The sequence below is a fragment of the Kribbella aluminosa genome, assembly GCF_017876295.1.
Lineage (GTDB): Bacteria > Actinomycetota > Actinomycetes > Propionibacteriales > Kribbellaceae > Kribbella > Kribbella aluminosa.
In genome coordinates, this window is sequence record NZ_JAGINT010000001.1 from 3091894 (window position 1) to 3117976 (window position 26083).

The window sequence follows — 26083 nt, forward strand, 5'->3', positions numbered from 1 at the left end:
AAAGGGTGGGGGCATGACTGATCGCCCTGTGCTCGTGCCGCCCGCCGGTTTGCGTGGCGAGAACCTCGAGGTCTGCTACGCCGCGGCGCTGCACAATCTGCTCGACGTCAACACGATCTCCGACGGAAGTACGGCGTACCTGCGCGCCGGCGGCGGGTACTCCGATCCGTGGACCCGCGACGCCGCCATCAACTCTTGGCACGCGGCGAGCCTGCTGTCGCCCGAGGTCGCCAAGCACACGCTGCTGAAGGTCTGCACCGACGGACTGGTTGCCCAGGACAACCAGTGGTGGGACCAGATCATCTGGGGCATCGGCGCCCGGCACCATCTGCTGGTGACCGGCGACACGGCCTTCGCCGCGGACGCGTTCCGGATCGCGGCCGCCTCGCTCGACATCCTCCGCCGGGACCGCTTCGACGCGTCGACCGGCCTGTACCGCGGCCCGTCGCTGATGCAGGACGGCATCGCCGGCTTTCCGGAACCGCCGTACCAGCCAGGCAATCCGTCGTCCTTCGTCCTCGACCACCCAGGCGCCGCGGAGCTCCGCTGCCTGTCGACGAACGCCGTGTACGTCGGCGCGCTCGGCGGTCTCGAACAGCTCGCGGCCGAGGCCGGCGCGGACCCGGCGCCGTACGCCGCGCAGCGGGCCGAACTCGTTGCCGCCGTCAACGAGCAGCTCTGGTCGGACGAGACCGGGCAGTACGGCTACTTCCTCGGACCGGACGGGCTGGACCTGCACCAGGAGACCGCCGGGCTCGCGCTGGCCGTCGAGTTCGGCATCGCCGGGCCGGAGCGTGCGGCCGGGCTCGTCGCGGACATCCACCACGAGCCGTTCGGCGTGGTGAACGTCTGGCCGCACTTCCCGCGTTTCGACGCCGACCACCCGGGTCGTCACAACGCGATCTGCTGGCCGATGGTCATGGGCCTGTGGGGGTACGCCGCAGCCAAGGCCGGGCAGGCGGCGGAGTTCGGCCGGACGGTCGACGACCTGGTCAGGTTGTTCCGCTCGAGCGGTGACGAGTTGTTCGAGCTCTACAACGCGACCACCGGCGAGGTAGACGGCGGCTGGCAGGTGGGCCGGCGGTGGGAGTCGCTGCCGCACCAGACGTGGTCCGCCACCGCACTGCTACGGCTGGTCCACGAGGGTCTGTTCGGGCTCGAGTTCGGCACCGACGGCATCACCGTGCGCCCCACGGTGCCCACGGCGTACGCCGGTGAGTGGTCGCTGCGGTCGCTCCGGTACCGGGCAGCGACGCTCGACCTCACCGTACGCGGCGAAGGCACCGAGGTCCGCTCCGTCCACCTCAACGGCCGGCCGCAGGACGCGCCACACGTACCGGCCACGCTCACCGGCCACCATCACCTCGAAGTCGTCGTCAGCTGATCACCGTGATCTCGGGCGGCGCGGTCACCTCGGTCGGGCCGCCCGACACCGCACGGACCTCCAGCGGGCCGTACGGCGTCGGCACCGAGGCCTGCGCCCAGTCGAGACCGCCGAGTTGCGGCGCGACCCTGACCGTCGTCATCCCGGGCGCCGTCGGCCGGACGCCGAGCAGCGTCGCGACGTAGTGGTACAGCGGGTGCGCGCCCCAGGCGTGGCAGTCGCTGCGGGTCGGCTCAGGGTGCTCGATCACGGTGCGCAGGCCCCGGTCCAGCAGCCCGTACCAGAGGCCGAGCCGTTCGAGCAGGACGTCGGTCCGCCCGATCCTGTGGAGCGCCTCGAACAGGTAGTGGTCGAAGTACACGGTGGTCCGCGACAGCGATTCGTGCAGCATCGTCCGGACGGCCGTCTCGCCGTACTTCGCTCCCGCGAGCAACGCCAGCGATTGCGCATGCTCGCTGAAGGCGGTGTGCTCCAGGTCGTCGGCGTACAACCCGCGGTCGGCGTCGTAGAAGGCTTCGTCCGCCGCATCGAGCAGCTGGTCGGCCAGCTGTGCGTATTCGGCGCCTGACTTGCCCGTCCAGGTTTCCAGGTCGGCCGCCTGCCGCGCGACCAGGGCCAGTTGCAGCTGCAGCACGGCCGACACACCGTGCCCCGGGCCGGGCCAGTCGGCGTGTACTTCGCCGTCCTGGACGATCCCGGGCGGGCAGCCGGCGTCCCAGCCCGGCACCCAGTCGGTGAAGTTCCAGCCGTGCAGGGCCCGGAAGATCCCACGGTCGTCGACGGTACGGCGGTGTGCGTCGAGGGCGGCGCGGACACCCGGCATCAGCTCGGCGACGAAGGCGAGATCGCCGCGCCACAACGCGAAGTCGTGCACCATCGCCACCCACCACAACGTGAACGGCGGGATGGGAGACGACTGCCGGGACGGCGTCCGCGACAGCACCAGCCCGTCGTCCTGCTGGCTCCTGGCGAAAGCGCGAAGTGCCTGCCGGGCGAGGGCGTCGTCGCCGGTGGCGGCATACGCGATCAGGCATTGGAGCCGGGTGTCGCCGGTGTACTGGAGCTGCTCGTAGTACGGGCAGTCCATGGTCGTCTCGTGGCTGCACGCCTGCAGCGTCCGGAACGCGAGCGCGCCGACCTGCGCGAGCCGCGGGTCGCTGGCGGTGAAGCCGAGCCGGTCTTCGTACGGGTAGTGGGTCTCGCGGAAGCGCAGCCCGGTGATCGTCAGCGGTTCGGCGGCCGTGGTGACGAGGACCTCGACGTACCGGCCGGACTGCCACCACAGGGTGCTGTGTTGCTCGCGTCCCCCGCCGGCGATGAAGAGGTCGCCGATACCGTCTTCCTCGAGACCCGGCCGGCCGAAAAGCTTGCCTTCGACAACGTCGCGATGTCCCTTGCCTGCTTGGGGTTCCGTCTCGTACAGGGACTCCTGCCAGTGCACCCGTACTTCGGCGTCGCGTCCGCCGTCGAGGTCGAGGACCGGGTACGCGCAGACGTACTGGTCGAGGTCGATCAGCACCCGACGGCAGGTCCCGGGCGGCAGGACCAGCGCCGTACCGTCGAGCAACCGTTGCCAGTCGCCCCCTTCACCGTCCAGGTGGTCCGCCGGATCCACGACCCGATCACGTGTCGGCTCACCGGCCGGATGCTGCGCGATGTGACGGACGCGTGCGCCGTCGGCCCACCGCTGCGCGGGCGCGGGCAGGCGTGCCGGCACCAGCCGGCGTACGCCACCGCTCGGCAGCGCAGCGTCCCAGCCGCCACGTCCCGGATCGCCGTCACGTTCTGGATCGCTGCGGCGTCCTGGATCGCCGGCCGTGGCGGTCTGCCAGTCGAGGCTGTCTGTGCCGGTCTGCCAGCCCCACGGATAGGTACGGCCGTCACTGACGTGCCTGGCGCCGCATCCGTACCCGTCGCCCTTGGGACGTCGGCCGTGGCCGGGTAGTACAGCCGCTTGCCAGTCGGCGGTGCCGGTGTCGAGGCCGGGCGCTGCGAGCAGGAAGGTCGGCCCGTCTCCGAGGCTGAGCTGTGCCAGCGGTGCGTCGTCGCCGAGGCTCCACACGCGGGCGGCGAGCCAGTGCCCGCCGGCCGGCAGCCGGAGGCGGTAGCTCTCGAACGACCAGTGGCCGACCTCGCCCCGCGACGGGCCGCGGCCGACGAGGTCGCCGTCCAGCCACAGTTCGTACCGCTCGTCGGCGGACACGTGGACGACGGCCTCGGTTGCCTCCGCGCACTCGACCCGGAGCCGGAACCCGGCCACGTCCCCGCCCTCCGCCGCGCGGATCCAGCGCGCCGGCCAGGCGGCATCTCCCGTGAACGGGTCGTCGTCGAGCTGCAACCAATGGACGTCGGCGGTTTCGTGGATCGGCACCGGTCAATGGTGCCAGCGGCGCCGGTCATCGGGGTAGCCTGATCGCTGCCAGGCGAGCTCCGACGGAGAACGGCTGTGGAGGTGCGATGCGACTGGACGGCAAGGTCGCGTTGGTGACCGGCGGGTCTGCGGGGATCGGCGCGGCGGTGGTGGACGGCCTCGCCGCGGCCGGGGTACGGGTGATCGTGCACGGGCGCGACGAGGAACGCAGCGCGGCCGTAGCTCAGCGGGTCGGTGGTGCCGTCGTCCTCGGAGATCTGGCCGTGCCCGGCGCGGCGGCCGATGTTGCGGACGCCGCGATCGCCGTTCACGGGCAGGTCGACGTACTGGTCGCGAATGCCGGGGCCGGCTGGTCCGGTCCGTTCACGGGTCTGGGCGGCGACGAGCTGGACCGTCTGGTCACGCTCGACCTGCTCGCTCCGCTGCACCTGGTTCGTTGCCTCCTGCCCCCGATGATCGAACGGCGGAACGGTCACGTCGCTCTCGTCGGATCGGTTGCGGGTCGTACGGCGGTGGCGGGCGAGGCCGTGTACGCCGCCACCAAGGCAGCCCTCGACATCTTCGCGGAGAGCCTGCGCCTGGAGCTTCGTGATACAGGTGTTGGTGTGAGTCTCACCGTCCCCGGCGTCGTGGACACCGGGTTCTTCACCGCACGCGGCCGGCCGTACGACCGGAAACGTCCGCGGCCGGTGCCCGCCGCCGTGGTCGCGCGGGCGCTGGTCGATGGCATCACCAACGACCGCGCCGAGATCTGGGTGCCGGGCTGGCTGCGGGTCGCGCCGGCGGTCCGCGCGCTGGCCCCCGGTGTGTATCGCCGGCTGTCCGCCCGGTTCGGCGAGCAGGTGGTGTCAAGATGACCGGGATCGTGGTGCCGTCGGCCGACGCGTTCTTCCTGCATGTCGAAGGGACGGGCACGGCCCAGCACGTCGGAGGTGTCGTCGCCCTCGAACCGGCCGATCGGCGCCCGTCGATCGAGGAGGTACGAACGCTGGTCGCCGACGGATTCGCCCGGCTGCCGAGGATGCACCAGCGACTCGGACCATCGTCACGGTGGCGCCGGCTGCGCTGGATCGAGGACGAGCACGTCGACCTGGACTGGCACGTCACCGAGTACCGGTCGCCGGACGGCTGGGCCGGGCTGCTGCGTCTCATCGGCGACCTCGCCGAGCAGCCGATGCCGCGGGACCGGCCGCTGTGGCGGATCGTGCTGGTCCGCGACGTCGGCCCGGGTGGTGCGGACGCGCTCGTGGTGCTGCTTCATCATTCGATTGCCGACGGCATCGGTGCGGTCCTGCACACGTTCAGCCTGTTCGAGCCGCGCCCGGCGTTGCCGGCACCGGTGGGCCCGAGGCCCGGCCGGCTCGCGCGGGCAGCGGCCGTCGCCGTAGGCCTCGCCCAGCTCGCGACCGACGGCCCCGCCCGGCCGTTGCCGCCCGGTTCGCTACGTCGTGAGTTCGGCGTCGCCGAGGTCGAGCTGGAGGTCGTACGGCGGGTCGCTGCGGATCGTGGCGTCCGCGTGACCGACCTGCTGATCGCCCTGCTCGCCGACGGGGTGTACGCCGTGTCGACAGGGCTTCCGCGGACCCTGCGGATCTCGGTGTCGACGGTGGTGCGGACCTCGGACAGCGTCGTAAAGGGCGATGCGGTCGAGGGCAACGCGATCGGCGCGACCATGGTCAAGGTGCCCGTCGACGGGCGGCCGTTCGAGGAGCTGCTGGCCGAGGTGTCCGCCCGGAGCGAGCGACTGCGCCGCTCGACGCGAGCGCTGGCGGCCCGCTTCGTGATGGCGACCGGGCTGCGGGCGGTGCCGGAGCCGTTCGTCCGCTGGTTCGCGCAGACTGTGTACGGACCACGGTTCCTGCACGGGGTGGTGTCGAACATGCCCGGCCCGACGGTGCCGATGACGTTCGCCGGGGTGCCGCACCACCGCGTGTACCCGATCCTGCCGCTGGCGCCCGGTACGCCGCTCTCCGTGGGTGCCTTGAGCTGGGGAGGTGTGCTCGGGATCGGGCTGGCGACCGACCCGGAGCTGATCGACGCCGCCGCGCTGGCCGACCACGTGAACCGCGCGCTCAGGCGGTTATGGGCCGGGCCACTCGAGGGCGAGGAAGAGGCGAGCGCGTGAGTCGGGGTCGTCCAGGCGTTCGCCGTACAGGGTCCTGAGCCGTGCCATCCGGTAGCGCACGGTCTGCGGGTGGATGCTCAGCTCGTGGGCGATCGCCTGCCGGTCGCCGAAGTGCCGCAGCCAGCTGGCGAGGGTTTCGGCGAGCCGATCGCGGGCGGCGTCCGTCTCGCCTCCGAGCGGCGCGAGCATCTCGTCGCGCAGCGCGGCGACCAGCGCCTCGTCGCGCCAGACGATCAGTGCGTCCAGGTGCTCGTCGGCGAACACCGGGTCGTCGGACAGTACGCCGGTGCTCCGCAGCCGAACGGCGATCCGGGCGATCTCCAGGCTGCGCGGCAACTGCGCCAGCGTGACGGCGTTGCCGACCACCGCGCCCATCCCGGCGAGCTCCCGGCTGAGCTGCAGCCGGCGACCCGGACCGGACGGCTCCGGGACGATGGCGCCGACGACGAGACCGTCGCGCCGGATCGGCAGTGCGCCGGGCTCGAGCCTGGCGACCAGCGTGGTGGCGGCGTGGTGGTCGCCGCTGTAGATGACGACCGCGGCGGTGTCCGGGATCCGCCAGGCCGCCTGCGCGGCCGCGGTCCGGATCGCCTCGGCGCTCGCGCGGCCGGCGAGCAGCAGGTTCGCGAGCTCCTCGCGGCGGCGCTCCCGGGCCACCGCGTCGTCGATCTGCTCCTGCAGGTACCCGTTCGCGGCCGAGAACGAGAGCTGGTTGACGAAGACGAACACCGAGTCCGCCAGCGCCGCGAGGTTGTCGGGTGCGAACTCCAGCCGGAGCGCGGTCGCCGCGACGTGCCGCCACGCGACCCGGGCGCCGAGCTGGAAGGCGGTCAGCAACCGGGTCAGGTCGTTGCCCTCCCGGAGTTGGCGGCGGCCGATCTCCTCGAACACCGGGCGGACGGCCGCGTCGGCGCGTTCGGGTGTGGTCTCCTCGGGGTTGCTGAGGTTGGCGAGCGACATGTCGAGCAGCCGGTGCACGAACAGCTCGGCGGGCCCGAGGACGGCGTCCCGGTTGGTGTCCAGGAAGGCCGCGTAGTCGGGCCAGTGCTCGGCCAGCCGGTCGCGGACCTCGGCGAGCAGGTCCGGCAGATCGTCGAGCAGGGCCTTCTCGAGGCCGGCGCGATCGAAGGTGGCGATGGTCATGTGCCCTCCGCGGCAACTGTAACGCCGTGACAAGTTTCGGCCGCCGGAATGTTGACCAGCGGGGCAGAGTTGGCAGGAAACCGCTTCCGATGATGGAAGCGTGCATCCAGACGGACTGCAGAGCGCACTCGGCAGGAGGGAACACGGGGAGAACTTCCCTGTCGCGTTGAAGGTCCTCCCCGGTGGGCCGCGGGACGGACTCCATGCCATCTACGCCTACGCCCGTACGGTCGACGAGCTGGGCGACAGTTACCCGGGGGACCGGACGGCCGCGTTGCAGGCTTTCGCCGCCGACCTGGAGCGGATCTGGTCGAGCGGGCAGCCGGTGCATCCCGTCCTGCGCCGGCTGCTCCCGGTCGTTCGCGCCCACGACCTCCCGGCGGACCCGTTCCACCGCCTGATCCAGGCCAACCTGCAGGACCAGACGGTCACGCGTTACCAGACCTTCGACGACCTGCTCGGCTACTGCCGGCTGTCCGCCGACCCGGTCGGCCGGCTGGTGCTGGGTGTCTTCGGCGTCAACGATCCCGAGACCGAGCGGCTGTCGGATCTGGTGTGTACGGCGCTGCAGCTGGTCGAGCACTGGCAGGACGTCGGCGAGGACCGCCGGGCCGGGCGGGTCTACCTGCCGCAGGAGGATCTGACGACGTACGGCGTCCCCGAAAGTGATCTCGACGACGCCGAGGCGTCCGCGTCGCTGCGGCAGCTGATGATGTTCGAGACCGAGCGGGCCGCACAGCTGCTCGGCGAAGGGGCCGTGATCGTACGGCGGCTGCACGGCTGGGCGCGGGTGTCGGTGGCCGGGTTCGTGGCCGGCGGGCAGGCGACGGTCCGGGCGTTGCGGCGTACCGGCGGCGACGTGCTGGCCCAGGAGGCGCGGCCGTCGAAGGCTGAGACGATCCGGCTGCTGATCAGGGCGGTGGCGCGATGACGGTTGCGGAGGCGTACGTCGCGTGCCTGGACATCACCCGATCGGAGGCGCGCAACTTCTACTACGGCATCCGGTTGCTGCCGCCGCCGAAACGCAACGCGCTGTCGGCGTTGTACGCGCTGGCCCGGCGGATCGACGACATCGGCGACGGCGCCCTGCCGCTGGCGGACAAGCGGACCGCGCTCGCCGAGGTCCGCAAGGATCTGGGCCGGCTCGACGACCTGAGCGATCCGGTGTACGTCGCGGTGGCCGACGCCGCCCGCCGGTACCCGGTCCCGCTCGGCGCCTTCGAGGAGCTCGTCGCGGGGGTCGAGACCGACCTGGGCGACGTACGCGTCGGCGACTTCGAGGAGCTGGTCGTGTACTGCCGCCGCGTGGCCGGGTCGGTCGGCCGCCTGTGCCTGTCGATCTTCGGTACCGCGGACGCCGACTTCGAGACGCTCTCGCAGTACGCCGACCAGCTCGGCATCGCACTGCAGCAGACCAACATCCTGCGCGACATCCGGGAGGACTTCGGCAACGGCCGGATCTACCTTCCGGCGGACGAGCTGGAGCGGTTCGGCGCGCGGATCGCGCTCGACGAGCACGGCGTACTCGAAGACCCGCAAGGCCGACTGGCCGGCTACATCCGGTACGCCGCCGGCCGCGCGCAGGACTGGTACTCGCTCGGCTGGCGGTTGCTGCCGTACCTCGACCGGCGCAGCGGCGCCTCGTGCCGGGCGATGTCGGGGATCTATCACCACCTGCTCCGCCGGATCGGTGCGAACCCGGTGCTCGTGTACGACCGGCGGCTGTCGTTGTCGGCCGCGGAGAAGGCCCAGGTGGCGCTGGCGTCGTTGGCCGGGGTGCGCTCGTGAAGCGCGTGGCCGTCGTCGGCGGCGGTCTGGCCGGGATCACCGCGGCGCTGGAGCTGGCCGACGCGGGGTGTGCGGTGGTGCTGTTGGAGGGGCGGCCGAAGCTGGGTGGGCTGACGCACTCGTTCGAACGGAGCGGGCGGTGGATCGACAACGGGCAGCACGTGTTCCTCCGGTGCTGTACGTCGTACCTGCGGCTGCTCGATCGCCTGGGGGTGCGGGACCAGGTGCACCTGCAGCGGCGGCTCGACGTACCGGTGCTGAGCGGTCGGCACTCCGGGGTCGGGCGGATCCGGCGGAACGGGATGCCGGCGCCGCTGCACCTTGGCCCCGCGTTGCTGTCGTATCGCTGGCTGACTGTGGCGGAGCGGATTGCGGCCGTACGTGCGGCGCTCGCGATGAGGCGGGTGGACCGGACAGCCGCGGAGGTCGACGCGCAGTCGTTCGGGGACTGGCTGGCCGCGCACGGGCAGGACGCGCGGGCGGTGGAGGCGCTGTGGGAGCTGATCGGGATCGCGACGCTCAACGCCCGGGCCGAGGACGCATCGCTGGCGGTGGCGGCGACGGTGTTCCAGCTCGGACTGCTCGAGCGCAGTGATGCCGCGGACATCGGCTGGTCGTCGGTGCCGTTGCAGCAGTTGCACGGCGCCGCCGCCGCGCGGGCGTTGACGGCGGCGGGTGCCGCGGTGCGGTTGCGGGCGCGGGTCCGGGTGCTGGACGAGAAGGATGGTGGATGGGCGATCGAGGGCGAGACCTACGACGACGTCGTACTCGCGGTGCCGCCGGCCGATGCGGCGGCGTTGCTGCCGGATGGTGCGGTGGAGCTGCCGGGAGGATGGGCGGAGGCACTCGGTAGCTCGCCGATCGTCAATGCGCATGTGGTGTTCGACCGGGTGGTGCTGGACGAGCCGTTCGTCGCCGGTGTCGACAGCCCGCTGCAATGGGTGTTCGACCGTGGCACCGAGCCGGACGGCCAGTACATCGCGGTCTCGCTGTCCGCGGCCGACGCACTGATCGACGTCCCCGTCGCGGACCTCCGGGACGTGTTGGTACCCGCCCTCCGGCAGCTGCTTCCCGCGGCTGCCGACGCGCGTGTGAAGGAGTTCTTCGTGACCCGAGAACGCAATGCCACCTTCCGGCCGGCGCCCGGATCTGGCCGGTTCCGTCCCGGTGCGACGACGAATCGCGCCGGCCTGCACCTCGCCGGCGCTTGGACCGCCACCGGCTGGCCCGCCACGATGGAGGGCGCCGTCCGCAGTGGTGAGGCGGCTGCCGCGTCGGTGCTCAACGCCGCGGCAGTACCTGTTCCGGACGCTGCCTCATGACCGCCGTCGACCCGATGCCCTCGGCAACCAAAGCTCCGGAGCTGCTGGCCCGCGGGCGTGACCTGGTCGAGCCGTCGTTGCGGCAAGCCCTGGGCCGGCTCGACGACCACACCCGGCTGATCGCGTCGTACCACTTCGGCTGGTGCGACGCGGACGGCCGGCCGATGACCGGCAGTTCCGGCAAGGCGATCCGTCCCGGGCTGACGCTGCTGGTCGCCGAGGCCGTGTGCGGTACGCCGGAACCGGCCGTTCCCGGCGGTGTCGCCGTCGAGCTGGTGCACAACTTCTCGCTGATCCACGACGACCTGATGGACCGCGACACCCGGCGCCGGCACCGGCGTACCGTCTGGTCGATCTGGGGCGACGCGACCGCGGTCCTGGTCGGGGACGCGCTGGCCTGCCTCGCCGACGAGGTCCTGGACGAGTGCGACTCGCCGTACGCCGCTTGCGCCGGTCACGCGTTGGCGGTCGCGACCAGGGAGCTGATCCGCGGCCAGGTGCTCGACCTGGCGTTCGAGCAACGCGACGACGTCGGGATGGACGAGTGCGTCGACATGGCCGTCGGGAAGACCGGTTCGTTGCTCGGGGCATCGGCCGAGCTCGGCGCGATCCTGGCCGGTGCCGATGCGGCGGCCTGCGAGGAGTTCCGGAGCTACGGGCGGGAGCTGGGACTGGCGTTCCAGCTCGTCGACGATCTGCTGGGGATCTGGGGTGAGCCGGAGAAGACCGGCAAACCGGTGTTCTCGGATCTGCGGGCGCACAAGAAGACGCTGCCGGTGGTGTGGTCACTGGAGTACGGCGGGACGTACGGGCAGGAGCTGGCCGAGTGGCTCGCGAAGCCCGGCGTACCGTCCGAGGACGACGTGCAGCGGGCCGCCGTACTCGTCGAGCGCGCCGGCGGGCGTGAGTGGGCGCTGGCCGAGGCGGGGGAGCGGGTGCGGAGGGCCGGACGGGCCTTGTACATGGCGGGTGTCGACTCGGCCGGACGTGAGCAGTTCGACGAGCTGTCGCGGTTCGTCGCGGAGCGTCAACTGTGACGGCCTCGCGGTTGGCCGCGGACACACCGGTCGACGTTCGGGTGCAGGAATGCCTGGACGCGGCGGTGTCGTACCTGCGGTCTCTGCAGCATGAGGACGGGTGGTGGAAGGGCGACCTGGCAACCAACGTGACGATGGACGCCGAGGATCTGATGCTGCGGCACCTCCTCGGTGTGGCGACGGCTCGGACCGACGCGGAGACGGCGCGGTGGATCCGGTCGCAGCAGCGTGAGGACGGCACGTGGGCGACGTTCCCGGGCGGGCCTGGCGATTTGTCGACGACCGTCGAGTCCTGGGTCGCGCTGCGGATGGCGGGCGACGATCCGGCAGCGGCGCGGCTGGTCAGTGCCGCCGAGTTCATCCGGTCCGCCGGAGGTGTCGAGAAGGCGCGGGTGTTCACGCACATCTGGCTCGCGCTGTTCGGGCTGTGGTCCTGGGACGACTGCCCGGACCTTCCGCCGGAGCTGATCTTCCTGCCGAGCTGGGCGCCGTTGAACGTCTACAACTGGGCCTGCTGGGCCCGCCAGACGATCGTCCCGCTGACCATCGTGAGCGCGCATCGGCCGGTGCATCCCGTGGACTTCACGGTCGGCGAGCTGCGGTCGGGTACGCCGTCGGCCGCGCACGCGCCGCTGTGGCGACTCGACGGGGCGTTCCAGCGGCTGGACGTCGTACTCAACGCCTACACACGTTGGGGACCTCGCGGGCCGCTGAGCTGGCTGCGCCGGCTGGCGCTGCGGCGCGCGACCGAGTGGATCGTGGCGCGCCAGGAGGCCGACGGCGGGTGGGGCGGGATCCAGCCTCCGTGGGTGTACTCGTTGATCGCGTTGCAGCTGATGGGGTACCCGATCGACCATCCGGTGCTGGCCGCGGGGCTGCGCGGGCTCGACGGGTTCACGGTGCACGCGGACACCGCCGACGGTCCGGTGCGCTGGCTCGAGGCATGCCAGTCGCCGGTCTGGGACACCGGGCTGGCCGTGGCGGCGCTGCTCGACGCCGGGGTCGACGCCGACGACGAATCGGTGCTCAAGGCAACGGACTGGCTGCTCGCGGAGCAGATCGACGCGCCGGGGGACTGGCAGGTACGGCGACCGGACCTGGTCGGCGGGGGATGGGCGTTCGAGTTCGCGAACGACGGGTATCCGGACACCGACGACACCGCCGAGATCGTGCTCGCGCTGCGCCGGGTGGCGCACCCTGAGCCCGAGCGGTTGCGGACCGCGCTCGACGACGCGGTGACCTGGACGACCGGGATGCAGTCGGCCGACGGCGGCTGGGGTGCGTTCGATGCGGACAACACGGACACGACGGCGTTGAAGCTGCCGTTCTGCGACTTCGGCGCGGTGATCGATCCGCCGTCGGCCGACGTCACCGCGCACGTGGTCGAGCTGCTGGCCGCGGAAGGAAGGACCGAGACGGACGAGTGCCGGCGCGGGGTGCGCTGGTTGCTCGCCGCGCAGGAGGACGACGGGTCGTGGTTCGGTCGTTGGGGGACGAACCACGTGTACGGCACGGGGGCCGTCGTCCCCGCGTTGATCGCGGTCGGGATGCGGCCGGACGATCCGGTCGTCCGGCGGGCGGTGCGCTGGGTGGAGGAGCACCAGAACGCCGACGGCGGCTGGGGCGAGGACCTGCGCTCGTACGCCGATCCGTCGTGGATCGGCCGCGGCGACTCCACACCGTCGCAGACCGCGTGGGCCCTGCTGGCGCTGCTCGCGGCCGAGCCCGGCGGGGAGGCCGTCCAGCGGGGTCTCGCCTACCTGGTGGACACGCAGCGCGCGGACGGCGGCTGGGACGAACCTCGCTACACCGGTACAGGTTTCCCCGGCGACTTCTACATCGGCTACCACCTGTACCGCCTGGTCTTCCCGATCTGGGCGCTTGGCCGCTACCTCAGGACCACCCGATGACCGGCGTCGTCTGCACCCCGCTGTACGCCGAGTGGCTCGCCCTCCGAGCGGCACACCCCGTCCACACGGGTCGCTCCCGAGGCGCGCACCTCGAGGGCCCGACCCTCATCGCAGGAGTCGCCGGCGCCCTGATCGAAGGAATCGCCCCAGGCGACCTCGTCGTGGCAACGGAAATCCAACACGCCACCCGAACCACCCCAGGCGCGGAAGCAGCGGACTTCCGCCCGGGCCGGGAGGGGGCGGGCGTTCGCTGGGGGCGGAGTGTGTCGTGTGATGCGGCGGTGCTTGTGGCGGGTGAGCTGCGACGGCGGGGGTTCACCGTTCATGCCGGGCCGGTGGTGACCACTGATCATGTTGTCGACTCGGCGGCGGAGCGGGCTGGGTTCGCCGCGCGCGGGGCTGTTGCTGTTGATACCGAGTCGGGGCTGTTGGCGGGGGAGGGCGGGCGGAGTGTGGTGGTTCGGGTGGTTGTGGATACGCCGGGGCAGCCGTTGCGGGGGATCGGGATGCCGTGGCGTGGGGTGCGGGCCTTGCTGGAGTTGCGGCCTACGGCGGGGGTGATCAACGCGTGGAGCGCCGCCACGGGTGAGCGGGAAGTGTTGCTCGCCGCGCCGCGGTCGTTCTGTGCCGGTGTGGAGCGGGCGATCGAGACGGTCGAGCAGGCCCTGGAGCGGTTCGGCGCGCCGGTGTACGTACGCCGGCAGATCGTCCACAACCGGCACGTCGTCGGCGACCTCGAACGGCGCGGCGCGGTCTTCGTCGAGGAGGTCGACGCGGTCCCCGAGGGCAGCGTGCTCGTGCTCGCCGCGCACGGTGTCGCGCCGACGGTCCGCGCACAGGCCGCCGAGCGTCACCTCCGCGTGATCGACGCCACCTGCCCGCTGGTCTCCAAGGTGCACCAGGAAGTACGACGGTACGCCGGCAACGACAACACCGTCGTACTCATCGGGCACGCGGACCACGAAGAGGTCGTCGGCACCACGGGCGAGGCACCCGACCACGTGCTCGTCGTCTCCAGCCCCGCGGAGGCCGCGACGATCCAGGTACCCGACCCAACCCGCGTCGCCTACGCGATGCAGACCACGCTCGCCGTCGAGGATGCGTCCGAAACCGCGGCCGTCCTCCGCCGGCGCTTCCCGGCACTCAAAGGTCCCCGCACCGACGACATCTGCTACGCCACCAGCAACCGCCAGGCAGGCCTCCGCGCCATCGCCCGCCGGTCCGACCTGGTGATCGTCCTCGGATCCCAGAACTCCTCCAACTCCCACCGGCTCGTCGAAGTCGCCGAGGCCGCCGGCACCCCCGCCGTACTCGTCGACGACGCCGGCGAGCTACCCCTCGACCGCCTGGCCGGCGCGAACAGAATCGGCATCACCGCCGGCGCCTCCGCCCCGCCGGCCCTCGTCGACGAACTCGTCCGCTGCCTGTCCGGCCTCGGTCCGATCACGGTGACCGAGACCGGCGAGCCGACCGAGGACGTCCGCTTCGTGCTACCGAGAGAGGTGACCCAGCCGTGAGCATGCCGCTACGGCAGACCGTCCGCCTGGGCGGATACCTGATCAAGCAGAAGCTCAGCCGGCGGGAGAAGTTCCCGATCCTGCTCGAGCTCGAGCCCCTGTATGCGTGCAACCTGAAGTGCGCCGGCTGCGGCAAGATCCAGCAGACCCACGACTGGCTGAAGCAGCGGATGCCCGTGGAGCAGGCGATCGCGGCGGCCGAGGAGTGCGGCGCGCCGATGGTGTCGATCGCCGGCGGCGAACCGCTGATGCACAAGGAGATCGACGAGATCGTCCGGCAGTTGCTGGCCCGGAACAAGATCGTGTTCCTGTGCACCAACGCCGTACTGCTGCCGAAACACCTGCACAAGTTCACGCCGCACAAGAACTTCGCGTGGATGGTGCACATCGACGGACTCCGCGAGCGGCACGACCGGTCGGTGTGCAAGGACGGGGTGTTCGACGAGGCCGTGGACGCGATCAAGCAGGCGCAGGCTGCGGGCTTCCGGGTGATGACCAACACCACGTTCTTCGACACCGACAGCCCGCAGGACGTCATCGACGTCCTCGACTACCTCAACGACGACCTGCAGGTCGACAACATGCAGATCTCCCCGGGGTTCGCGTACGAGAAGGCACCCGACCAGGAGCACTGGCTCGGGCCGGAGGAGACCCGGCAGCTGTTCCGGAAAGCCTTCGGCGACGGGCGCCGGAAGAAGTGGCGGCTGAACCACTCGCCGCTGTTCCTCGACTTCCTGGAGGGCAAGGTCGACTTCGACTGCACGGCGTGGGCGATCCCGCTGTACTCGCTGAAGGGCTGGCAGCGTCCGTGCTACCTGATGGACGACGGGTACGTCGCGACGTACCAGCAGCTCCTCGACGAGACCGACTGGTCCAGCTACGGTCGCGGCAAGGACCCGCGCTGCGCCAACTGCATGGCCCATTGCGGCTACGAACCGACTGCGGTGGTCGCGACCCTGGGCTCGCTCCGGGAATCGCTGCGCGCGGCAGTGAGCTGAGCTGCTGGGCAGCCCAGCCACGCCCGTAGTTTCAGGAGTTGTCCGGCTCGTGTGCTGCATGTTTGGGCGGAAGGCGCGGCCGATGGCCCAGCTCATCCGCCGTTGCGCCCGATATGTCCAAGGTCGCCCGGACCGTTGATCGCGGTTGGGGAGGATCGCCCTCCCGGAACAGGAATCCTCCCCAACGCCAGGCCTCGGGCGGTCCGTGGGGCAGGGGCGACAGGTAGTGCACCGGCGGGACACCGTACGCGCGATCCCGATCACGCTCAGGTGCACTACCCGACCGCTGTTTGAGGGGTTCACCTGTCAATTGGCCGGTTCGCCTGCTGCACACCAGAGGCGAAGGGGCAATCCGGCGGGTGAACCCCCGAGATAGCGTTGGTTGCGAGGAACCTGGCAGTGGCAGCGCCTTGCCGTTCACGGATCCGGTTCGGAGGGCGTCTGGGAACTCTGCGCCGAAACGTGACAGGGGGCTCCTGTCGTGTCACGCCTTGTGCAGCGAGTAGCCTTGGCCGTTGGACTGGCGGACGGCGTGGTGGGGTACAGGGACGGATGTTGATCGGGGAGCGGTACCGGCTGGGCGCGTCGCTGGGGCGTGGCGGCATGGGTGAGGTGTTCCGGGCGACCGACGAGTTGCTCGGGCGCGAGGTCGCGGTGAAGCTGATGCTGCGGCCCGGCGACGACACCTCGGCCGTCGAACGGTTCCAGCGCGAGGCCCGGGCCGCGGCGCGGTTGAGCGACGCGCACATCGTCGCGGTGTACGACTTCGGCCAGTCCGACGACAACTTCTATCTGGTGATGGAACTCGTCGAGGGCCGCTCGGTCGCGGGCGAGATCGACGAGGACGGCCCGGTCTCCTGGGACCGCGCGCTCGCGATCGTCGAACAGGCCGCGGCCGGTCTGGCGGCGGCGCACGCGGAGAACGTCGTCCATCGCGACATCAAGCCGAGCAACCTGATGGTGTCCGCGGAAGGCATCGTGAAGGTCGCGGACTTCGGGATCGCGGCCATGCCCGGCGCGGAGACCAGCGAGCTGACGATGACCGGCCAGATCATCGGCAGCCCGTACTACCTGTCGCCGGAGCGCGCGCGGGGGCTTAAGGGCGGCCCGGAGTCGGACGTGTACGCGCTGGGCTGCGTGCTCTACATGTTGCTCACCGGCCGCCCGCCGTTCATGGGCGACCATCCGACCGCGGTCCTGTACCAGCACGTCGACACCGACCCGGTCCCGCCGAGTCGGCTCCGTCCGGAGCTCGCAGGTCCGTACGAGGGACTGCTTCTCCGGATGCTCGCCAAGGACCCGGCAGACCGCCCGACCGCCGTGGAACTCACCTCTGTACGGTCAGCTGCCGAGCGGTATCCCACCGTCACGCAGCGCACTCAGCCCGCTCAGCCCACTCAGCCCACTCAGCTGATCGCCAGACCGCCTGTCACCCGGCCTCCGGCTCCGCCCGCTCGCGAGCCCCGGAAGCCCCTGCTGATCGCCGCCGTCGCCGTACTGGCCGTGGGCGGCGCCGTCGCGGCAGGCATCGTCCTGCACAACACCAGCGGCAAGAACCCCCCGACCGTCGACGTCGGCCCTCAGGCGGGCACCAGCACCGGTACGCCGACCACCACGCCGACCGCGGACCCGTCCCGCTCCGACGGGGCAACCAACGCAAACCGCAGTACGACGAACACCCCGTCGTCGACTTCGTCCACCCCGAGCACCACCCCGTCGTCAACTCCGTCGACGCCGACGACCATCCCGACGACAACGCCCACGTCGACCCCGACGAAGTCCACCCCGACACCAACGCCCACTCCGACGAAGACGATCACCTCGACGCCGTCGTCCACGCCAACGTCGACCCCACCCACCACGTCGACGCCCCCCACCGGCTCGACCACACCACCCCCCTCGAGCACCCCGACGCCGTAGCAGTCGCGATGTGAATCAGTTCGCCGGCGAGGACAACCGAGGCCGGACGGTTCGCGTCAACTCCTGAGAGGGCGACGGAGAACCCTGCACCTACTCCGGGGCAGAGTTCGCAGACGCCCTCTGAGGTTCAGGTACTGACAGGATCGGGAGTCGATGTCGCACAGTCTGCCCACAGGCCACCGTCGGGGTCGGTTCAAGCATCGGGGGCGGCGGGCCCGTACGGCCTCGCGAGCGATCGGGCTGACGGTTGTCAGCGCGGCGGTTCCGGGGCTGGGGTTCTTGATCGGGGGACGGCGGAAGTTGGGGGCCGCCGTGCTTGCGGTGAGTGCCGGGCTGCTGGCGCTCGGTGTGTACGTCGGCCTGGCGCAGCGGGACTCGGTGATCGCGCTCGCGCTGTCGCCGTCCGGGTTGCTGGTGGCGACGGCGACCGTTGTCGTACTCGGTACGGGCTGGATCTGGGTCGTCATCAGCTCGCACAAGCTGCTCCGGCCGATCAGCATGTCCTACACCGGGCGGTTGACGGGGGCGCTGGTCGTCGGCCTGCTCTGTTTCGGGATCGCCGTACCGACGACGGTCACGGCGCAGACCGTGATGGCGCAGCGGGACCTGATCGGCAGCGTCTTCAAGTCGCAGGGGAGCTCGCGGAGCGCGACCCGGCCGACCGTGAACGCGAAGGATCCCTGGGCGCACATCCCGCGGCTGAACATCCTGCTGCTCGGCGGTGACAACGGCAACGGCCGGACCGGGACCCGCACCGATACGGTGATGGTGGCGAGTATCGACACCAAGACCGGCAACACCGCGCTGATGTCGCTCAGCCGGAACTGGATGCGGATGCCGTTCCCGGCGAACTCGCCGTTGCACGCGAAGTACCCGGACGGCTTCTGGGACCCGAGCCTCGGTAACGTCGAGCAACCCCAGTACTACCTCGACGCGATGTACGACACCGTCCCGAAGAAGTACCCCGGGCTCCTCGGCCAGACCGACAACGAGGGCGCCGACGTGGTGAAACTCGCGGCCAGTGCGGCTTTCGGTCTGGACATCGAGTACTACATGCAGGTCAGCCTGCAGGGGTTCCAGAAGATCATCGACGCGCTCGGCGGGCTGACCGTGAACATCAACTACCGGGTGCCGATCGGCGGCGAGTACGGCACCGGGCCGGGCGCGAACAAGGCGAAGTTGCCGTCGGGATACCTGCAGCCGGGACCGAACCAGAAGCTGAACGGCCACGATGCCCTCTGGTTCGCCCGCGGCCGGTACGGTCTCAGCGATCCGTCACGCCAGGAGCGGCAGCGGTGCACGATCCACGCGCTGGTGAACAGCGCGGATCCCGCCACGCTGGTGACGAAGTACCAGCAGATCGCCGCCGCGGGCAAGGAAATGCTCCGCACCGACATCCCGCAGGAGCTGCTGTCGGCGCTCGTACAGCTCGGCCTCAAGGTCAAGAAGGCGAACGTCACCAACATCGACCTGAACAGTGCGAAGAACTTCCCGTCCGGCAAGAACCCGAACTACTCCGGCATGCGCGAGATCATCCGCAATGCCCTGAGCGCGCACCCGGCGACGACGACGCCGGCGACGCGGAAGCCGGCCACCCACAAGACCACCCCCAAGCCGACCACGACCACGACCCCAGGCACCGCGCAGAACCTGAACGACGCCTGCGCCTACCACCCGACCACCGGCAACTGACCCAGAGCAGTAGGCGCCCGCGGGGGGAGCGGGCGCCTACTTTGGTGGAGAGGCTACTTGGCGTCGGTGACGAAGTCGGTCACGAACGCATTCACCACCTTCTGTACGGCGTCCTTGTTCGCGTCGACGTACGCGCAGTCCATGTACAGGGACGCGGCTGGGGGCGCTCCGCGGTCACCGCGGACGTCCGCACTAGGAGCTCACGTTTGAGTGGTTCACCCCTGAGGTGGTCCGTTAACAAGCCGCATGCAGGCGGCAAACGGACCACTTCGAAGGTGAACCACTCAAACGACGACAACCACCTGGTCCGACGTCGACTGACGCAGTACGACCGGCTGCAAGGGGTGCGGGCTACTTCTTGCGGACGTCGATCGCCAGGCTGATGCTGAACGCCGCGATCACCAGCACGCCGCCGAGCAGCGTGAGTGCGGTGTCGTTCAGGGCGCCGGTGAGCATCACGATCACCAGGACGGCGAGCGTGCTGACGATCGCGACCGCGATCTTCCAGTCGTCGCCGATGATGAAGTCGTACCAGAACTGGCCGAAGGCCTTCAGGAACTTCACTTCTGCACCTCCACCGGTACGACGGGGCTCGGGACGGCGGGCTTGCGGAGGACGGCGACGAAGACCCGGCTGAGCACCAGCCACGCCGCGATCAGGACCAGGATCATCAGGTCGTGACCCGGCCAGCCCAGGCTCTCCCGGCCGCTCCGGAAGATGCCGATCCCCTCGACCGCCCAGTACGTCCCGAAGGACGCGAGCAGCAGGCCGACGCCGTACTTGAGCAGGTTCTCGTTGATCATCGACAGCGGCCGCCGGAGCGCGATGGCGATCGCGAGTACGACGACCACGGCCGCCGCGGCGCCGGCGCTGGCGACCGGGATGTTGTTCGCGTTCAGGCCGAAGGTGAGGACGATGAACACGACCTCCATGCCTTCGAGGAACACGCCCTTGAACGAGACCATGAAGCCGAACAGGTCGATACCGCCCTTGGACTCACCGGCTGCCTTGGCCGCTTCGACCTCCTCGCGGTAGATCGCGTCCTCGTCGTGGACCGCCTTGCGTCCGGACGATCTGAGGATCGCCTTGCGGAGCCATTGCAGGCCGAAGATCAGCAGCAGGCCGCCGATCGCGAGCTGCAGCGCCGACTCCGGCAGCCAGGTGGCCAGCGCGTAGCCGGCGGCCACCGTGACCACTGCGAGTGCGGCCAGGGCCGCGAACGTTCCGGCCATCGCCGACCGCCAGCCGCGGGTGTACCCCATCGCCATGACGATCGTGGTGGCCTCCACCATTTCCACGAAACACGCGACGAACGTCGCGATGATCAGTCCCCACGTTGCCGCGTCCATCTCTCACTTCCTTCGGTGCAGATGAAACATATGCTGCACGAAACGATAGTTACAAACGGGGTGGGGTGTCAATCGGAGACGACGAAGACCCGGTCAAGGCGACCGGGTCTTCGGTGGCGGTCTTCGGTGGGGGTGAGGTCAGGCCTCGCCCTCGGTGCGTTCGTAGACGTCCGCCTCGAACTCCTCGAGCAGCCGCTCGCAGTCCGCGACCTTGTTCCGGGCCAGCTCCTTGCCGTCGGCACCCATCCAGTCGCGGCCCTCGACCTTGGTCAGCCAGCGCCGGAGCTTCTCCAGGTCCTGCCGGATCTCCTCGGCCTCCTCGAACGTGTAGTTCTCCCGGAACCGCTCGAACTCGATCTCCTTGACGAACTTGGTGTCGCACTCCTCGACGATCTCGGCGTACTCCTTGGCCGACTGGTCGCGGAAGCCCTCGGCGAACTGCTCGCGGACGTCGTCCTCGACGTCGTTGAGCGTCAGGAAGACGCTCGACCCGCCGAGCTCGGTCACCCGCGCACGAACCTTCTCCATCCCGGCCCGCAACTCCTCGCGATCGGGCAGCACGCAGACCGCCTGCTGGACGTAGAACCCGCCGAGCCGCTTCAGCTCGCGCCACACCGCCACCCGGGCCCGCGACGAGTCGCTGGGCACCTTGTAGATCAGCAGCAGCCAGCTCTCCGGCTTCTTCGGGTTCGTACGTCGGGTCGCCATGAGGACAGGCTATCCAACGGGTGTCAGGACAGGCCTGTGCCGACCGCGAGGCCGATCGCGAACGTGACCGCCGCCGACAGTCCGCCGAGCAGCAGCTGGCGGCCGCCGCCGTACCAGAACGGGCGGGCGGTGATCTTGCCGACGATGCCGCCGGTGATCACCAGGCCGAGCGCGCTCAGCAGCAGTGCGGGCAGGATGCTGCCGACGCCGAAGACGAACGGGATCAGCGGGATCAGCGCGCCGACCGCGAACGCGGCGAACGACGAGCCGGCCGCGACCCACGGTGACGGCAGGTCGTTGGGGTCGACGCCGAGCTCCTCGCGGACGTGGACGTCGAGCGCGACGGCGGGGTTCGAGGTCAGCTCGCGGGCCACCTCGGCGGCGAGCTCGGGCCGGAGACCCTTCGCCTCGTACATCAGCGCGAGCTCGCGCTCCTCCTCGGCCGGGTGGATCTCGAGTTCGCGCTTCTCGACGGCGATCTCGGCCTGCATCAGCTCGGCCTGCGACGAGACCGAGGTGAACTCGCCGGACGCCATCGAGCACGCGCCGGCCACCAGCCCGGCCAGGCCGGTCATCAGCACGACCTTGCCGGTCGCCCCGCCGCCGACGACGCCGGCGACCAGGGCGAAGTTCGACACCAGGCCGTCCATCACGCCGAACGTGGCGGGCCGCAGCCAGCCGCCGGTGACATCGCGGTGCGAGTGGTGGATCTCAGGGGACTGCTCCGCGAGTTCCGCGGTCATAAGAACATCCTTCCGGACTGAGGTGAGCCTTGCCGAACTGAGGTTTGCGTAACCTCAGTTAATCTGAATCACCTGTTACATCAGTCTATTCGTTACCGAAATCATCGGCAAGAAAGCTCACCTGACCGGCCACCAGCGTGGCCAGCACCGGCAGTGCACGCAGGTCGGCGTTGGACAACGTCGCGGGGTCCTCGGGGACCAGGACGAGATCGGCGGGGTCACCAACGATGAGCTGCCGCCGGCCGCCGGCGGCGGCCTTCAGGGCGGCGGGCAACGGGATCGCCTGCTCGACGTGCCACGGCGGCCGGTCGTCGTCGGTGCGGTGCACGGCGTCGGCGATCGCGTGCCAGGGATCGGGTTCGGCCACCGGGGCGTCGGACCCGAGCTCGAGCGTCGCCCCGGCGCGGAGCAGCGAGCCGTACGGGAACGCGGCCGCGGTCCGGTCCGGCCAGTGCCGGTCGGCGACGTCGCGGTCACTCATCGCGTGCTGCGGCTGGATCGACGTGATCAGGCCCGGCCGGGCGAACCGGGCCGCATCGGCGGGCCGGACCAGTTGGGCGTGCTCGATCCGGCCGCGGCAGCCGACCCGGTCGAACGCGTTCAGCGCGATCGTGTTCGCGCGATCGCCGATGGCGTGCACGGCGGGGTCGAGTCCGTTGCTGGAGGCAAGGGTCATCAGCGTGACCAGTTCGTCCTCGTCGATCAGCAGGAGTCCGTGCCGCTCACCGGCCGCGGCCTCCGGGTACGGGTCGTGGCAGTACGCCGTCCTGGTGTTCAGCGAACCGTCCGCGACCAGCTTGAACGGCCCGACCTCGATCAGGCCGTGACCGCCCGGCACCGGGTCCCCGGTGTGCAGGCCGAGTTCGATCGCCTCGTCCAGCCAGGGCCGCCAGATCGAGGTCTTCACCCGGACAGGGACCGGGCCCTGCTCCGAGCGGCGCACCCAGTCGGTGCGGTTGTCGGCGTACTCGAAGTCGATGATCGAGGTGATGCCGCGGCGGGCGGCGGCGCGGGTTGCCTCGAGCACCCAGCGGTCGACGAGTTCGGGCGGTAGGTCGCGGGACAGGTCGTAGTTCACCTGGACGCAGTCCTGCTCCCGCAGTACGCCGGTCGCGTCCTCGCGGCCGAGGTGCTGCAGCAGCGCGGGGCTGAGCCAGATCGCGTGCAGATCCTGGCTCATCACCGCGACCCGTACCCCGGGCAGCGCCGATTCGAGCAGGTCCTTGTGCGGCGGCGTCGTCCACAGCCCGTCGCGGAAACCGTGTGCCATCACGACATCGCTCGCGGACACCGGCGGACGGTCTCGCAGCGCGGCGGCGACGAGCTCGACGGCCTCGGACGCCGAGCGGGCGCGCTGTACGTCGATCCGGCGCCGGCGCTCGGCCCATTGCGCGGTGTGCACATGGCCGTCGATCAATCCGGGCAGCAGTGTCGCGCCGCGGTGGTACAGCACCGCGTCGCCGGTCTCCGGGATGACCTCGCCGATCGCGGCCAGTCGATTGTCGACGATCCGCACGTCGACAATCGGACCGTCGCTGCCCAGCCGGACCTGCCGCAGCACGACCGGCTTCGCGCTCATCGGCCCACCCCGTAGGAGCGCATCGTTGCCGCGAGCTCCGGATTCGCGTGCACCTGATCCGCGTCGAGTCCGGTCAGTACGCCGGCCTGGTCGGCGGCGGGTTTGTCCTGGCTCAGCTTGGCTTTGGCGACGACGCGGGACGGCACCAGCCGGAACCCGGTCGTGTGCGGAGCGAGCTGTTGGGCGTACTGCGTCACCTGGTCGAGCCGGAACGGCTTCGGTCTGGCCTGCTCGTAGTGGTCGACGGTTCGGCTGAGTACGTCGTACGTCTCATCGGCGGTGAGCAGATCGGGCCGGCCGTGCAGGTGGCAGACGACGAAGTTCCAGGTCGGGACGTACGGGCCGCCGACGTACCAGTCCGGGGTGATGTAGCCGTGCGGGCCTTGGACGATGACGACGACATCGTGTTGTCCCAGCTCGTGGCTGTCGGCGTCAACGCGGGCGAGGTGGCCGACGATCGAGTGGTCCGGTTCGGCCAGGATCGGGGCGTGTGAGACCACGAGTCCGGTCGGCAGGTGGCTGACAAGGGTGACCCAGGAATGCCGGGTGACGAGGTCCTGGATGCGGGCGGTGTCGGTCAGGGCGTAAGCGGGGTTCTCCAGCATGCGAGAACGGTAGATTTCCGGCACCGGCCCCGGCTTTGTCGCGCGGCAACGATTGTCGGCGGGCGGTTGTCGGGGACGACAGGCAAGGACCAGTCAGTCGATCAACCGCAGCAGTCGCAGTTGCAGCCAGGTCGCGAGGATCTGGTCGCCGTCCTCCAGCGAGAGGTCGAACATCGTCTCGATCCGCCGGATCCGGTACCGCATGGTGTTCTCGTGGATGTTCAGCGCCTCGGCGGCCCGGACCGCGTCCCCGAACGAGCTCAGGTAGGTCAGCAGACTCGCGGCGTACTCCGTCCCGTGCAGCTGATCGTGTTCGCGAATCGCGCGCACCGGTCCGAGCAGTTGCCCCTCGACGGCGGCGCCCTGGTTCGCGACCATCCGCAGCACCACCTCGGTGCGCACCTGCTCGACGCTCGCGACCCGGGGTGTGGGTTCACCGCGGGAGGACCGCCCGCTGAGCACCGCGAGCACCCGGTCCGCCATCGCCCGTGACTCCGGTACGTCGGCGAGGCCGGCCGCGCAGGACCCGATGCCGACCAGTACGTCGAGGCGTCCGGAACGCTGGATCGTCGCCGCGAGGTCGTCGGCGAGCTTGAGCAGCCGCGGCGACGGCTCGTCGGTGGTCCGGGTCGGGAGGAGCGCGTAGACGACCCCGGAATCCGTGACACACAAGGCGCTCGAGTGCCACGCCTCGCAGTACAGCGTGACCAGGTCGACGATCCGCGACGCGGCCAGGATCGGCTCTACGTCGTCGCCGACCGGCGCGATCACCAGCACCAGGCTCGGCGTGTCCGGCTTGATGCCCAGCTGGGCGGCCGCGCTGCGGGGCGCGACCGCGCCGTCGAGCAGCAGCCGGAGGGCCTCGGTCCGCCGGGCGCGCTCGGGATCGCGTTGCCCGCGGGCGCGGAGCAGGTGCAGCGTGGTCGCCCGGGCGGCGTCGGCCAGGACGCGTTCCGCGCGGGCGACGACCGGCGGCCGGTCGGTCAGGACCCAGATCAGCCCGAGCGCCTCGGTGCCGGCCCGGACCGCGATCGCCATCCGGCTCGCGTACTCGGGGGCCGGGCTCTCGAAGTACACCGGGCTCTCCGAGCGCAGTACCGCCTGGTACTCCTCGTAGTTGGTCGGCCGCTCCGGGGTCTGGCGGCCGAGGATGCCGAGCCGGCGGATCTCGTCGATCTCCTGGTGCGGGAGGTTCGAGTACGCGATCACCCGGCCGGTCGGGTCCTCGATCGTGATCGCGCCGCCGACCGAGGTGGCGATCGCGTTCGCCAGCGCGAACAGGTCGCCGATTCCGATCGCGGCGAACCGGTCGGTGGCGTCGGAGAAGGCCGGCTCCTTGCTGGAGCTGATCAGCGCGTCGAGGTGCCGCCAGGCCATCTCGTCCGGGGTGCTCAGCAGCGCGATCCCCGCCTCGTCGGCGGCCTGCGCGAGCCTGGCCAGATCGTCCCCGAACGCCTTCACGACGACCGCCCGGTAGCCGGCGGCCCGGGCGTCGTGGACGGTGCCGGCGGCCTGGGTCGACGGGCTCCCGGTGAGCAGCAGGATGCCGGCGTCGGCCGGCGGCAGCGGCTCGCCCGGTCCGTGCACCACGACCTCGCGGACCTTGTCCGACAGCCGGCCGCCGGCGGTGATCACGTGCAGCGCGTGCGGGCCGAGGGTCTCGACGATCCGGTCCAGGGTCCGGTCCGGCGCGTCGGCGGGCGGTTCGACGGGCACGACAAAGGTCGCCGACGGGATCGACGACTCCGGGCTGGACCGCCCCTGTATCCGACCGTGCATACAGTGAGAATAGACGTCCTGGCCGAGATCGCTTTGTCGGATCCGACAAAGCGACCGATCATTCTGGTTGCATGGACCAAGGCCCGCCGACCCTTCGCCGACCCACTATGAGA

Annotated in this window: 21 protein-coding genes; 12 read left to right on the forward strand and 9 right to left on the reverse strand. The window is 70.6% G+C overall.

Annotated elements, in window-relative coordinates:
- Positions 1–13: 13 nt before the first annotated feature.
- Positions 14–1384, forward strand: coding sequence for an MGH1-like glycoside hydrolase domain-containing protein (locus tag JOF29_RS14860; RefSeq protein ID WP_209694782.1), 1371 nt, complete (start codon positions 14–16; stop codon positions 1382–1384).
- On the opposite strand, the gene JOF29_RS14865 is transcribed toward JOF29_RS14860, so the two are convergent.
- Positions 1377–3755 carry an alpha-L-rhamnosidase-related protein gene (locus tag JOF29_RS14865; RefSeq protein WP_209694783.1) on the reverse strand — a complete coding sequence of 793 codons (2379 nt, stop codon included), beginning with the start codon at positions 3753–3755 and terminating at the stop codon, positions 1377–1379. The two genes, JOF29_RS14860 and JOF29_RS14865, sit on opposite strands and share 8 nt — an antisense overlap.
- An 86-nt stretch (positions 3756–3841) precedes the next feature.
- On the opposite strand from JOF29_RS14865, the gene JOF29_RS14870 reads away from it, so the two are divergent.
- Complete coding sequence (locus tag JOF29_RS14870; RefSeq protein WP_209694784.1) at positions 3842–4612, forward strand: SDR family NAD(P)-dependent oxidoreductase; 771 nt, start codon at positions 3842–3844, stop codon at positions 4610–4612.
- Positions 4609–5880, forward strand: coding sequence for a WS/DGAT domain-containing protein (locus tag JOF29_RS14875; RefSeq protein ID WP_209694785.1), 1272 nt, complete (start codon positions 4609–4611; stop codon positions 5878–5880). Before JOF29_RS14870 ends, JOF29_RS14875 begins: the two co-directional genes overlap by 4 nt.
- On the opposite strand, the gene JOF29_RS14880 is transcribed toward JOF29_RS14875, so the two are convergent.
- On the reverse strand, positions 5836–7023 hold the full coding sequence (locus tag JOF29_RS14880) for a PucR family transcriptional regulator (protein ID WP_209694786.1): 1188 nt from the start codon (positions 7021–7023) through the stop codon (positions 5836–5838). The genes JOF29_RS14875 and JOF29_RS14880 overlap by 45 nt on opposite strands.
- Before the next feature lie 100 nt (positions 7024–7123).
- On the opposite strand from JOF29_RS14880, the gene hpnC reads away from it, so the two are divergent.
- The 9 genes from hpnC (at position 7124) to JOF29_RS14920 (ending at position 19207) form a co-directional block, all read left to right on the forward strand.
- Positions 7124–7954, forward strand: a complete 831-nt coding sequence (gene hpnC / locus JOF29_RS14885) for a squalene synthase HpnC (protein WP_307863338.1) — start codon at positions 7124–7126, stop codon at positions 7952–7954.
- Positions 7951–8811: a presqualene diphosphate synthase HpnD gene (hpnD, locus tag JOF29_RS43030; RefSeq protein ID WP_245357600.1), complete on the forward strand. Its 861-nt coding sequence runs from the start codon at positions 7951–7953 to the stop codon at positions 8809–8811. Before hpnC ends, hpnD begins: the two co-directional genes overlap by 4 nt.
- Positions 8808–10133, forward strand: a complete 1326-nt coding sequence (gene hpnE / locus JOF29_RS14890) for a hydroxysqualene dehydroxylase HpnE (RefSeq protein WP_307863339.1) — start codon at positions 8808–8810, stop codon at positions 10131–10133. The genes hpnD and hpnE overlap by 4 nt, the downstream gene beginning before the upstream one ends.
- The gene (locus JOF29_RS14895; RefSeq protein ID WP_245357601.1) at positions 10130–11170 is read left to right on the forward strand and encodes a polyprenyl synthetase family protein; all 1041 of its coding nucleotides are present in this window, start codon (positions 10130–10132) and stop codon (positions 11168–11170) included. Before hpnE ends, JOF29_RS14895 begins: the two co-directional genes overlap by 4 nt.
- Positions 11167–13080: a squalene--hopene cyclase gene (gene shc, locus JOF29_RS14900; RefSeq protein WP_209694788.1), complete on the forward strand. Its 1914-nt coding sequence runs from the start codon at positions 11167–11169 to the stop codon at positions 13078–13080. Before JOF29_RS14895 ends, shc begins: the two co-directional genes overlap by 4 nt.
- Positions 13077–14597 (forward strand): 4-hydroxy-3-methylbut-2-enyl diphosphate reductase, encoded by a 1521-nt coding sequence (gene ispH, locus JOF29_RS14905; protein ID WP_209694789.1) that lies wholly within the window; start codon positions 13077–13079, stop codon positions 14595–14597. Before shc ends, ispH begins: the two co-directional genes overlap by 4 nt.
- Before the next feature lie 2 nt (positions 14598–14599).
- A complete protein-coding gene (hpnH, locus tag JOF29_RS14910; RefSeq protein WP_245358759.1) occupies positions 14600–15595 on the forward strand; it encodes an adenosyl-hopene transferase HpnH in 996 nt (331 codons plus the stop codon).
- Positions 15596–16147: 552 nt separating this feature from the next.
- Entirely contained in the window at positions 16148–17515 is a 1368-nt protein-coding gene (locus JOF29_RS14915; RefSeq protein WP_209694791.1) for a protein kinase domain-containing protein, read from the forward strand.
- A gap of 321 nt (positions 17516–17836) precedes the next feature.
- Positions 17837–19207 carry an LCP family protein gene (locus tag JOF29_RS14920; protein ID WP_307863340.1) on the forward strand — a complete coding sequence of 457 codons (1371 nt, stop codon included), beginning with the start codon at positions 17837–17839 and terminating at the stop codon, positions 19205–19207.
- Positions 19208–19558: 351 nt separating this feature from the next.
- Here JOF29_RS14920 and JOF29_RS14925 read toward each other — a convergent pair whose 3' ends face one another.
- The 7 genes from JOF29_RS14925 to JOF29_RS14955 all read right to left on the reverse strand — a co-directional run bounded on the left by JOF29_RS14925 (position 19559) and on the right by JOF29_RS14955 (position 25970).
- On the reverse strand, positions 19559–19771 hold the full coding sequence (locus JOF29_RS14925) for a hypothetical protein (protein ID WP_209694792.1): 213 nt from the start codon (positions 19769–19771) through the stop codon (positions 19559–19561).
- Positions 19768–20556 carry a COG4280 domain-containing protein gene (locus JOF29_RS14930; RefSeq protein WP_209694793.1) on the reverse strand — a complete coding sequence of 263 codons (789 nt, stop codon included), beginning with the start codon at positions 20554–20556 and terminating at the stop codon, positions 19768–19770. The genes JOF29_RS14925 and JOF29_RS14930 overlap by 4 nt, the downstream gene beginning before the upstream one ends.
- A gap of 138 nt (positions 20557–20694) precedes the next feature.
- Positions 20695–21264, reverse strand: coding sequence for a Chromate resistance protein ChrB (locus JOF29_RS14935; protein WP_209694794.1), 570 nt, complete (start codon positions 21262–21264; stop codon positions 20695–20697).
- A gap of 23 nt (positions 21265–21287) precedes the next feature.
- Positions 21288–22007 carry a VIT1/CCC1 transporter family protein gene (locus tag JOF29_RS14940; protein ID WP_209694795.1) on the reverse strand — a complete coding sequence of 240 codons (720 nt, stop codon included), beginning with the start codon at positions 22005–22007 and terminating at the stop codon, positions 21288–21290.
- Between the two features lie 85 nt (positions 22008–22092).
- Complete coding sequence (locus tag JOF29_RS14945) at positions 22093–23586, reverse strand: amidohydrolase (protein ID WP_209694796.1); 1494 nt, start codon at positions 23584–23586, stop codon at positions 22093–22095.
- Positions 23583–24191, reverse strand: coding sequence for an FMN-binding negative transcriptional regulator (locus JOF29_RS14950; RefSeq protein ID WP_209694797.1), 609 nt, complete (start codon positions 24189–24191; stop codon positions 23583–23585). Before JOF29_RS14950 ends, JOF29_RS14945 begins: the two co-directional genes overlap by 4 nt.
- 93 nt (positions 24192–24284) lie before the next feature.
- Positions 24285–25970, reverse strand: a complete 1686-nt coding sequence (locus JOF29_RS14955; protein WP_209694798.1) for a PucR family transcriptional regulator — start codon at positions 25968–25970, stop codon at positions 24285–24287.
- Between the last annotated feature and the right edge of the window lie 113 nt (positions 25971–26083).